The sequence below is a fragment of the Shewanella septentrionalis genome (assembly GCF_025370265.1).
Lineage (GTDB): Bacteria > Pseudomonadota > Gammaproteobacteria > Enterobacterales > Shewanellaceae > Shewanella > Shewanella hafniensis.
This window is the reverse complement of record NZ_JAMTCC010000071.1, coordinates 1-9,765: the sequence shown is the minus strand read 5'-3', so window position 1 is coordinate 9,765 and position 9,765 is coordinate 1. Positions and strand designations below refer to the sequence as shown.

At 45.1% G+C, this 9,765-nt stretch carries 15 protein-coding genes; 14 read left to right on the top strand and 1 reads right to left on the bottom strand.

Annotated features, from left to right (window positions below):
- From NE536_RS21955 to NE536_RS21895, 13 genes are all read left to right on the top strand, one after another.
- A partial coding sequence (locus NE536_RS21955) for an endonuclease (RefSeq protein WP_261274012.1) occupies positions 1 to 190 on the top strand: 190 nt, incomplete at its 5' end.
- A 14-nt stretch (positions 191 to 204) separates the two neighbouring features.
- Positions 205 to 438 carry a hypothetical protein gene (locus NE536_RS21950; protein ID WP_011979506.1) on the top strand — a complete coding sequence of 78 codons (234 nt, stop codon included), beginning with the start codon at positions 205 to 207 and terminating at the stop codon, positions 436 to 438.
- A 390-nt stretch (positions 439 to 828) separates the two neighbouring features.
- Positions 829 to 2,709, top strand: coding sequence for a ParB/RepB/Spo0J family partition protein (locus NE536_RS21945; RefSeq protein ID WP_011979507.1), 1,881 nt, complete (start codon positions 829 to 831; stop codon positions 2,707 to 2,709).
- A gap of 124 nt (positions 2,710 to 2,833) precedes the next feature.
- Entirely contained in the window at positions 2,834 to 3,289 is a 456-nt protein-coding gene (locus NE536_RS21940) for a type II toxin-antitoxin system HicB family antitoxin (RefSeq protein WP_011979508.1), read from the top strand.
- A gap of 1 nt (position 3,290) precedes the next feature.
- The gene (locus NE536_RS21935; protein ID WP_011979509.1) at positions 3,291 to 3,779 is read left to right on the top strand and encodes a hypothetical protein; all 489 of its coding nucleotides are present in this window, start codon (positions 3,291 to 3,293) and stop codon (positions 3,777 to 3,779) included.
- Between the two features lie 30 nt (positions 3,780 to 3,809).
- Positions 3,810 to 4,031 (top strand): hypothetical protein, encoded by a 222-nt coding sequence (locus NE536_RS21930; RefSeq protein WP_011979510.1) that lies wholly within the window; start codon positions 3,810 to 3,812, stop codon positions 4,029 to 4,031.
- A gap of 675 nt (positions 4,032 to 4,706) precedes the next feature.
- Positions 4,707 to 5,330 (top strand): hypothetical protein, encoded by a 624-nt coding sequence (locus tag NE536_RS21925; RefSeq protein WP_012589009.1) that lies wholly within the window; start codon positions 4,707 to 4,709, stop codon positions 5,328 to 5,330.
- A gap of 1 nt (position 5,331) precedes the next feature.
- A complete protein-coding gene (locus NE536_RS21920) occupies positions 5,332 to 5,733 on the top strand; it encodes a hypothetical protein (RefSeq protein ID WP_011979512.1) in 402 nt (133 codons plus the stop codon).
- Between the two features lie 369 nt (positions 5,734 to 6,102).
- A complete protein-coding gene (locus tag NE536_RS21915; RefSeq protein WP_011979513.1) occupies positions 6,103 to 6,396 on the top strand; it encodes a type II toxin-antitoxin system TacA family antitoxin in 294 nt (97 codons plus the stop codon).
- Positions 6,377 to 6,886 carry a GNAT family N-acetyltransferase gene (locus tag NE536_RS21910; RefSeq protein WP_011979514.1) on the top strand — a complete coding sequence of 170 codons (510 nt, stop codon included), beginning with the start codon at positions 6,377 to 6,379 and terminating at the stop codon, positions 6,884 to 6,886. Before NE536_RS21915 ends, NE536_RS21910 begins: the two co-directional genes overlap by 20 nt.
- A gap of 112 nt (positions 6,887 to 6,998) precedes the next feature.
- Positions 6,999 to 7,226, top strand: a complete 228-nt coding sequence (locus NE536_RS21905; RefSeq protein ID WP_011979515.1) for a type II toxin-antitoxin system HicB family antitoxin — start codon at positions 6,999 to 7,001, stop codon at positions 7,224 to 7,226.
- A gap of 574 nt (positions 7,227 to 7,800) precedes the next feature.
- On the top strand, positions 7,801 to 8,799 hold the full coding sequence (locus NE536_RS21900; RefSeq protein ID WP_261274011.1) for an ArdC family protein: 999 nt from the start codon (positions 7,801 to 7,803) through the stop codon (positions 8,797 to 8,799).
- A gap of 48 nt (positions 8,800 to 8,847) precedes the next feature.
- Complete coding sequence (locus NE536_RS21895; protein WP_011979517.1) at positions 8,848 to 9,147, top strand: hypothetical protein; 300 nt, start codon at positions 8,848 to 8,850, stop codon at positions 9,145 to 9,147.
- On the opposite strand, the gene NE536_RS21890 is transcribed toward NE536_RS21895, so the two are convergent.
- On the bottom strand, positions 9,144 to 9,335 hold the full coding sequence (locus NE536_RS21890) for a hypothetical protein (RefSeq protein ID WP_261274010.1): 192 nt from the start codon (positions 9,333 to 9,335) through the stop codon (positions 9,144 to 9,146). The two genes, NE536_RS21895 and NE536_RS21890, sit on opposite strands and share 4 nt — an antisense overlap.
- Positions 9,336 to 9,499: 164 nt before the next feature.
- On the opposite strand from NE536_RS21890, the gene NE536_RS21885 reads away from it, so the two are divergent.
- A partial coding sequence (locus tag NE536_RS21885; RefSeq protein ID WP_261274009.1) for an Arm DNA-binding domain-containing protein occupies positions 9,500 to 9,765 on the top strand: 266 nt, incomplete at its 3' end.

Sequence of the window (9,765 nt, the reverse complement as noted above, 5' to 3'; positions counted from 1 at the left end):
TTATCTGTATATGGACCAAAGTTATCCTAAATATTCGATGAGTAAACCACAGCGGCAGCTTATGAGTGCGTGGGATAAGCAATATCCGGTGAATGTTCAGGAGTGCCAGCGGGCCAAAAAAATTGCCGCGATTCAGCTTAATGATAATGAGATCGTCAAAACTCGCTGTCAGCAAGCCAATATTTGGTAAATATACGAGAAGCTATGAATTACATTGATAATAACACATTGTCCGAATTGGATTTGTTGTGGCTGCGTAAGTTTAAAGCCAGTAAAAATCTTGATACTTTACTAATCCAAGTAACCGGCGCTGAGCGTAAAATTGATCAAGATTCAGCTCTCACTTATCGAGAGAAGTTTGATCATTTAGCGTCGATTAATACGGCGTTTTGTCTTCGTGAAACCGAAGTAAAACAGCTCACCGGAGATTGGTCTTAAACCGGGCGTTCCCTTCGGTCGGGCTTTTCGCTTCGCTCCCCGCGATAACGTGATCCACTAATGGCAAGCAAGCTTGCCGTGGCTCTACGTTCCTGCTTGCCAATCCCTAACGCAACAACCAAGCCCAAACCAAAGCAAACATCAAAGTCACAAGCACTGTCCGGTTCATTGCTGGCTAAAGTGTGAGTAAGCGTGCGCTTCTCTATCGCTTGTCATCGTTTCCCTGTCAATACCGTTCACGTCTGCGCTGTCACTTCTTATCTGTCTCATTTCACAACCTGCCCGCCAAGGGAGGCTTCGCCGCTGCGCGCCCTTGTCTGTCAGAACGTGAAATGAGTCAGGAAGTTAGGCGAAGACGAGAACGATATTTAAACGACAGGAAAACAAGCAATGACAAACTCAATTCAAGCGCAAGCAACTCACACTAAAGCCAGCATTTCACCCGCCAGCCACGAGACTCAAGCAGGCTCTCACAAGCCCGATATCGCTCAAAAATCGGCAACAGCGGCTAACTCTGTGGTGGCATTGGCTTCAACAGCAAAGCCAGTGTTACTGCAATTGCAGATTAACCAGTTGGTGTTGTCTGAGAAGAACGTGCGTAAAGAAAATGCGTCCAAGGCTGACGATGAACAGTTGTATGCCTCCATTTTGGCGCATGGCATTTTACAAAATCTGATTGTCGAGCCCATGAACGTGGAAGGCTTATATCCTGTGTTGGGCGGTGGCCGTAGACTGAGACAGCTCATTAAAGCGGTCAAAAATAATAAGCTGAAACCGAAAACGCTTGTGCCTGTTAAGTTGCTGACAGCCGAAGAAGTGGCCAACTATGCCACCGAGCTATCAATGACTGAAAACTTCACGCGCGCCAAGATGCACCCAGTCGATGAATTTCACGCTTTTGCTGACATGGTGAATCAGGGCGCGAGCATTGCTGATGTTGCGGCGCGGTTTGGCGTAACAGCGAAATTCGTGCAGCAGCGCATGAAGTTAAGCATGGTCGCCCCTGTTGTGCTCGATGCGTACAAAGCGGGGAACGTGTCGCTTGATGTCGTGATGATATTCACGATTGCCAGTGTCGAAAAACAAGTCGAAGTGTGGGAGCTGGCAGGCGATAGACATTACAACGAGCATCAGTTCCGCAACATGCTCAAAGCCGCTGCGGTGAGTGCAGATCACTACCTCGCTAAGTTTGTAGGTCAAGACGAATACGAAAAAGCGGGCGGGGTTGTGACCTCAGACTTGTTCAGTGATGAAGTCTATCTTGATGATAAAGCCCTGCTCGAATCATTAGCGACCGCAAAATTGGAAATCGAAGCAGCAAAATTAATCGCGCGTGGCTGGAAGTGGACACAGATAAAGTTAGTTTCTGAGTATGATGAACTTGCAGGGTTTGGGCTTTTAGATTTAAAAGAGGGTGAGTATGATCCCGCTGAAATGGCGCTAGCGGGGTGTATGCTCGTGTTAAAAAGTTTTGGTGAGCCTGTCAGTATCTATATTGGGTTAGTGCATAAGGACGATAAAAAGGCACTGGCACAATTAAAAGCCAGTGTGCAATCAGACCCACTCAACGTGAACGTGGGTGACGTGAAAAAAATTGAAGATAAGGATACTAGCGGTTATTCCGCTGCGCTTAATGACGACTTACGGGCTCAGCGTTTGATTATCACGAAACATGCGTTAATGAGTGCGCCAAGCGTTGCGCTTGATACGTTGCATTTCTCTGTCTGTGTAAGCGCGTTCACTGATTCACATTATGGCAGTCGTCCACTGCATATCAGCGTTAACGACACCACTTGCCATCCTAAAACGGGAGCGCTCACGGATAACAAAGCGGTGCAGTTAATCGAGGGTGTAAAAGCCAGCCTAAATTTAGCGTGGGTTGGTCTGCCAACGGTCGCTGAACGCTTTAACGCTTTTTGCGCCCTCGATGTAAAAGAGAAAGAAAAGCAGGTGGCTTACGCCACGGCTTCCATGTTCGAGGCGTCAATTGATAATAGTCATAAAGCTGTTGAGGCCGTGATATCCACGCTCGATGTGAAATGGTCTAACTACTGGCGACCAACGGCAGAAACCTTCTTTAAGCGCGTGAGCTTGTCTTGTTTAATTGATATGGCTCAGCCTGTCATGGGTGAGCAGTGGGCATTACAAGCCGCCGCACTCAAGAAAAAGGATTTAGCAAATCAGGTTGATAGCTTAGTGAACGGGGAGCGAAAAGGGCTAGATGATGCACAAAAAGCCTACTTTGATGCGTTGATGCCCGCTGGATTTTAAACCGCATACTGATGCAGATTTACCCTGTTAATTCAGGGTAAATCTGAGCAAAAATTAACTAAATAAATTGAGTTGTGTGTATGCGTGTGTATAATAGTTCAACGGTTAACGCAGAGGTTTTACCATGCTATTTATGGTCGGGATCGAAAGCCCTGCTGATGAAATGCAGGCGTTTGGTATCGTTATTCCCGTGTTTGAAAAATTAGGCTATGGCTGTTTTTCGGCGGCGGATAGCCAAGAAGAAATCTTGTTTAAGGCTAAGGAAGCCATTTTATTAATGGCCGAGGAAGTGATCAACGATGGTCATTTAGTCGATAGCTTGAATGAAGGTTATCGCGACTATCAGGCATTGCATCCCAAGTTCGACCAATGGCTGGCTTTAGAGGTGCCAATAGAGGCGCTTAAAGCCAAACAAAAACGCCTCAATATCACATTGTCAGAATCGCAGATTGTACGTATCGATAGCTTTGTGGCGTTTCATCGCGAGTTCAAAGACCGTTCGGACTTCTTGGCCAAGGCGGCTGATAAGTTAATGAACAGCGCAGACTCAGTAAGATCGTGTTCAAAAGTGGGAGATTGATATGGGCAAAGTAACCGGTATTCCATTTTCAGAGGTGAAAGCGCAGCTTATGGACAATCCCGAGGTTGTCGCAGCCTATGAGCAAGCCGTACAAGCCGATGAGCCGATCCATATTATTCCAGTGCAACACAGTGAGGGCGTTATCATGCCAATCAACAATATCGTGAGTTGTACTCGTGAAGGTCATCATGTCTATTTTTCCTTTGTGAATCTGTTTGGCGGCCATCACTATCCAGTGACGATGATTTTTATGCCCTCTGGCGCGGTGAATGTCGTTGTCGGTGGGGCGCGGTATCGATGCCAAGCCAATCAAGTGCAGCGCGTGATTGATGAGTCTGGGCTTGGGCATGAGGGCTTAGCGTGTTTGAAGTATTTGATTGAAGCGGGGGAGTTGAATTTTCATATTCCCGCTGATGTTCACGAGCAGCTTAAAGAGCATCCAGAGTTTCAAAAATACCGCCTCATCGAGTGGGAAGATGAAGAAATGTGAGTGTTGCGATAACGACAAGGAGGGTTAGGCATGTCTCAACGTGCGATAGAGATTGTGAAGATAAGTGATCTCAAGTCCGTCAAACAGGGTGAAGTGTTTGAGTGGTGTATTGATTACGAAGAGTTTCAATGGCGCAAGGGAGATAGCTTTCTCAGAAGTCGCACGGGCGTCGATTCTCCTTGGGAAATTTGGCCGTTGACTGATAACACCAAAACCGCTGCTAACCGTAAAGTATTTGAATTGATAAAATAAGCGAGCGACATGTTGATGGCTTTATTGAATAATTTACTATTGGTGATTTGTTGGCTGTTCATTGCCATTTCTGCCCTTTATTTCGGCGCAGCCGCATTCAGGCTCGTTTTCATTGGCCGCCGATAGTCGCTCTAGTATCCCCTGTTAGTTCCCCGCAAAACGCGAAACAAGCGGCGGCTGCGCCGCCCTTTTCCGTTTATCTGACAATACCCCTTGGTGTGCTTTGAAACGTGCCTCGGCGGTCAATCTATTTACTCTGAGTGTCTATTGGCTGCTGTGGCGCTATGTCATCTAAATACAACTGATGAACTTGGGCGTTCCCTTCGGTCGGGCTTTTCGCTTCGCTCCCCGCGATAACGTGATCCACTGATGGCAAGCAAGCTTGCCGTGGCTCTACGTTCCTGCTTGCCAATCCCTAACGCAACCGCCAAACCGCCAAGCACAGTCCTACTCACTGCGCGGCAAGTGTGGCTAAGCTGGTCGTTTCATTCGGCATCATGGCCGCTCCTGGTTCTATCCCTTTCGTTTACGCTTCCGTCTTATCTGTCGCTCACCACAACCCGCTTGCCAAGGGTTCGCTTCGCCGCTGCGCGCCCTTGTCAATCAGAACGATGGCGAGCGAGCAGGACGTCAGGCGAAAACGAAGATGATAGACCCCAAACGGAGCAAGCAGCCATGACACACTCAATCACTACCCCAGCAAGCCACACTAAGCCTTTCAGCGAGCAAGCCAGCTTACAAGCGACAAGCAGGCTCTCCAAAGACGATATTCAACAGCAAAAAAGGGGCGAGTTGACGATCATTGTTTTAACTGAAATGAACTTCTTCCACTTCTGCGGCCTCGGACTTGAAGGGGTGGCAAATGAAGCATGGTATCCCTACTCACAGGGGTTGTTGTTTGAAGCGGTTGAACGGTTCTTGGTCGCGGCAAAAGTGGCTCAAAATGTCGTATCAATCGATCAACCTCGACGCAATGGCGCAAGTATTGATTATCGCGTGCGTTTCAATGTGTTTAGCACTGACAAAAAACGGGTTTCGGTTCGTTTTCCTGTCGTGATTAAGAATTTTGGCAACGATACGCAATGCCTCTCAGTCGATGAACTAACGAGGGCGTTAAGTCTGAACTATCGAAATAAGCACGTTTCAATCATGTGGTCTTTACCCTCGGGGATCATATCAACGGTTTATGTGTCGGTGGCGGCTGACGGGGAGATAAGCGATTGCTATACACATCATGCCCTTTGGTTTGTGATGGAAGGGGGCTGCATTGAGTTGGCCACTAACACGGGGGCGATATGATATGTGCAAACCCTCAGTGACGTTTGAAGAAATGAACACCTATTTACAAGGGCAATATAAACATGAACGTTTATATGGTCGCACCCCTGCAACGGGTTGGCCTGCGGACTATGCAACATCGGTTGTCAGTAGCCACATGGCTGATTTGAATGCTAACGGGATCGGGTACATTGGCCATCACGAATCCGCGACAGGTCAGGCGATCCGTTATACCGTGGACGAGGTTAAATATTCCCCTCGCTTTTTTATTGTTGGCTATGACTCTGAAAACGATATTGCCCAAAAACAATGCTATTTTATTGATTCAGCGATCAATATCGAAAGGGCTCGCGCTAAATGCTTAGAGAGTGCTAATCGCTATCCGATAGTGAGAATTAAGGATCTACAAGGGCAGTTTGTGTAAACAGCCTGAACGTCTTACAGGGGAACATGCGTTCCCCTTTTTCGCTAATTCACATCATGACCCACTTCGGTTTGTGATGGAAGGGGGCTGACTCATAAAGCCTACTCCTCCGTTAACTGCAAGTGTTTGAACTATAGAAAAAAGCGCATTTATGCTTGATGTATTGGAGTTGGCACTTTTGGGATCAACCTGAACCAAGGTGCCATTTTGTCACCTTAATTGATTTTTGTTAATTATAAGGGTAGTATGCCAAATGAGGCTATGCCTCATATTTCACCGCAATATGTTCCGCTAGTTCAGCACAGCGTGTCTGAATAGTGGCTATTAAAAGTGAACGCATCCATTGATGCTAAATTAGGAAATAAGCAGATGAAAAGTATGACAAATGAACGCATTACCACTCGGGTAAGCATTGAGTCAAAAGAACTATTAGAGAAAGCGGCTGCGCTCGCTGGTTATGCCAGTATTAACAGTTTTATTGCGAATACAATGATTTCAGAAGCGAAAAGATTGATCACACAAGAGCATTTTCTGGTGTTATCAAAAAATGATGCTTTAGCTTTTGTGAACGCTTTAGATGCACCCGTTAAAAGTAACAGTCGGTTTCTTAATGCCGCGCGTAAGCATAAGGAAACGGTAAACAATGAAAATTACCCAATTTGATAAAAATGAGCATGACCGTAAGAGTTTTGATTGTGGGAATACAGAGCTAAACAATTACCTGAAATGCATTTCAGGTCAGCATGAAAAGAAAGATATTTCAAGAACATATGTTCTTACTTCAGAGTTAAATCCTTCACACATAAAAGGTTATTACTCTATTGCGGTAGCTCAGGTATCACTTTGTGAGTTACCAACCGAAATAGCTAAAAAATATCCATCTGAAATAACGTGTAGCTTGATAGGTCGAATGGCTGTTAACCATACCTGTCAAAGACAAGGGCTTGGCTCAATATTGCTTATAGACGCAATCAAACGAATTATCCAAGCTTCCAGTGCTATCCCCATCCCTATGATTATTGTTCAAGCAAAGAACGAAGATGCTAGACGTTTTTATAGTGAGTTTGGTTTTGTATCCTTTCCTGATAATTATTTGAAACTCATGATGACACTGGCCCATGCTAAAGCGATGTTGAAAGAAGCCGAACATTAAAAAATAAGTAAAATAATTTAAATTTAGTGATGATGAAACCGCTTTAAATGAGCGGTTCATTGTTGATAATGTCTTGCCAATTGTCTGATAAATAATGGGGAAGGGGGGAACGATGATGCAAAATGCAATGACATTTAAGGGTTATCACGGCTCTGTAGAAATCAGCCCAGAGGATAATATTCTGTTTGGGCAGGTGTTATTCATTTCACCGTTGATCAACTATGAGGCCGAAACCGCCAAAGAGTTAGAGCAAGCATTTCAAGAGGCGATTAACGCTTATCTTGCTGATTGTGTTCAACAGGACATTCCGCCAGAGAAAGCCTTGGAAGGGATAGCTTAATATCAGCTTGAGCCATGTGATTTAAGCTCAGGCTGCCCCTTGTTAGCTCCCCGTAAAACGCGAAACAAGCGGCGGCTGCGCCGCCCTTTTCCGTTTATCTGACAATACCCCTTGGTGTGCTTTGAAGTGTGCCTCGGCGGTCAATCTATTTACTCTGAGTGTCTATTGGCTGCTGTTGCGCTATGTCATCTAAAGACAACTGATGAACTTGGGCGTTCCCTCCGGTCGGGCTTTTCGCTTCGCTCCCCGCGATAACGTGATCCACTGATGGCAAGCAAGCTTGCCGTGGCTCTACGTTCCTGCTTGCCAATCCCTAACGCAACCACCAAACCGCCAAGCACAGTCCTACTCACTGCGCGGCAAGTGTGGCTAAGCTGGTCGTTTCATTCGGCATCATGGCCGCTCCTGGTGCTATCCCTTTCGTTTACGCTTCCGTCTTATCTGTCGCTCACCACAACCCGCTTGCCAAGGGTTCGCTTCGCCGCTGCGCGCCCTTGTCAATCAGAACGATGGCGAGCGAGCAGGACGTCAGGCGAAAACGAAGATGATAGACCCCAAACGGAGCAAGCAGCCCATGACACACTCAATCACTACCCCAGCAAGCCACACTAAGCCTTTCAATGAGCAAGCCAGCTTACAAGCGACAAGCAGGCTCTCCAAAGACGATATCTCAAAAAGCAAAACAAAAAGTAAAAGTGCAAAAGCATTTAAAAAAGTAGATATGTATCAGGTCGTCACTGATCAAATCATTGCGGCATTAGATAAAGGCGTAAAGCCTTGGGTGTGTCCGTGGCAGAGAAATTCAATCGGTGCAGGTTTGCCGATTAATTTCGATACTAAAAAAGTCTATAGCGGTATTAATGTTTTGTTGTTATGGGCGGCGGCATTTGATGCGGGATTTTCATCAAATCAATTTTTAACCTATAACCAAGCGAATAATTTAGGCGGTCAAGTTCGCAAAGGCGAGAAGGGCACCTCAATTATTTTTTATAAGAGTTTGGAAAAAGAAAATGAACAAGGTGAAAAAGAAGTTATTCCCATGCTTAAAAGTTTCACTGTCTTTAACGTTGAGCAAATCGACGGGTTAAATGTTGAGGAAGTGAAAGGTTTCAACGTTAACAATTCATTTGATGCAATTGATCATGTTGAAAGCTTCATTAATAAAACAGGTGCGAATATTGTAGAGCAAGGAGATAAAGCATTTTTTAGACCCTCTACCGATAACATCGTTTTACCCACTCGCGAACGTTTTTCAAATAGCCTTGATTTTTATTGTACGGCATTGCATGAGTTAACGCATTGGACAGGCGCAAAAAGCCGATTAGACAGAATAAAGGGATCTCGGTTTGGTTCGGATGATTACGCCTTTGAAGAATTGATCGCTGAATTAGGCGCAAGTTTTTTAATGGCCGAGTTAAATATTAGCGGTGACGTTCAGCATGAGTCTTATATCGCAAGTTGGTTAACGCAGTTAAAGAATGATAAGCGCTATATTTTTAAAGCAGCCAGTGCCGCGTCTAAGGCTCATCAGTATTTAATGCAAGTCACATGCGAACAGTTAAAGGCCGCTTGATTTTATAGGCTTAGTTTTCACTAAGCCTTTTATTAGATAGGAATAGATATGTCGGATAAAACAATAGAAGATAAATTGAAGTGGCTTGGTGCATTATATACATCTAAAGGGATAAATGAATTGGTCAAAAACGGCCATGGTAATGGTTTAGCGTTAGCGTCTTTGTTCTATCGTCACGCGATCGGAGATTGGGGCGATTTAGAGGATGAAGATTACCAGCTTAATAATGAGATGTTAATTAAGGGCGGTCGTATCCTTTCAGCTTATCAGTTTGAAGGTGTAGAAATATGGATCATCACCGAGGCAGACAGAGCACGAACCACCGCATTATTGCCAAGCGAATATTAAGCCGCCACGCTTGCAGAAAACGCACTCATTGAGTGCGTTTTTTTGGCCTGAAAATCCCCCGATACCTTTGCCGCTTCATACGGCAGCAGCCTAGCAAAAATCGAAAATCCCCAAAAAATCCCCAAAAAATGAAAAGTGCAAAATCCTGGCGAAATAGTGAAGTTGGAACCTTGAGAATAAGACCACACCCCACGCCCCAAGGTAATGGTTGTTTGTTGAGTTTAGTGCATTGATTTTAATGTGTTTTATTGTTTTTTGCTCAGTGAAATTTAATGCGTTTTTTATGTGTTTTTAGCCCGAAAATGGCTCGAAAACACCTCATGAATGCCACCTTACTGAACGAGGAAAACCTATGCCGAGTATTAAACTGCAACAGTCAATGATAGATAATTTACCCACACCACAGAAAATAACGGTGTTTTACGATAAATATTTTCCCGCTTTTTTTATGCGAGCCTATCCCTCTGGTATTCGGTGTTATTACGTTCGTTTCCAGTATCAAGGCTTGCGACAACTTCATGTTATCGGCAATGCAAATGATATCACGCTTGATGATGCGCGACTTGAGGCAAGAAAGCAGATAGATGCGTTACGTTATGGGGTGGTGCGTGAACCTGC

Coding starts and splice junctions, on each gene's coding strand:
- NE536_RS21930 (WP_011979510.1), top strand. CDS start 3,810: ATGTCTCAACGTGCGATAGAGATTGTGAAGATAAGTGATCTCAAGTCC.
- NE536_RS21900 (WP_261274011.1), top strand. CDS start 7,801: ATGACACACTCAATCACTACCCCAGCAAGCCACACTAAGCCTTTCAAT.
- NE536_RS21950 (WP_011979506.1), top strand. CDS start 205: ATGAATTACATTGATAATAACACATTGTCCGAATTGGATTTGTTGTGG.
- NE536_RS21945 (WP_011979507.1), top strand. CDS start 829: ATGACAAACTCAATTCAAGCGCAAGCAACTCACACTAAAGCCAGCATT.
- NE536_RS21905 (WP_011979515.1), top strand. CDS start 6,999: ATGATGCAAAATGCAATGACATTTAAGGGTTATCACGGCTCTGTAGAA.
- NE536_RS21940 (WP_011979508.1), top strand. CDS start 2,834: ATGCTATTTATGGTCGGGATCGAAAGCCCTGCTGATGAAATGCAGGCG.
- NE536_RS21895 (WP_011979517.1), top strand. CDS start 8,848: ATGTCGGATAAAACAATAGAAGATAAATTGAAGTGGCTTGGTGCATTA.
- NE536_RS21925 (WP_012589009.1), top strand. CDS start 4,707: ATGACACACTCAATCACTACCCCAGCAAGCCACACTAAGCCTTTCAGC.
- NE536_RS21910 (WP_011979514.1), top strand. CDS start 6,377: ATGAAAATTACCCAATTTGATAAAAATGAGCATGACCGTAAGAGTTTT.
- NE536_RS21920 (WP_011979512.1), top strand. CDS start 5,332: ATGTGCAAACCCTCAGTGACGTTTGAAGAAATGAACACCTATTTACAA.
- NE536_RS21915 (WP_011979513.1), top strand. CDS start 6,103: ATGAAAAGTATGACAAATGAACGCATTACCACTCGGGTAAGCATTGAG.
- NE536_RS21935 (WP_011979509.1), top strand. CDS start 3,291: ATGGGCAAAGTAACCGGTATTCCATTTTCAGAGGTGAAAGCGCAGCTT.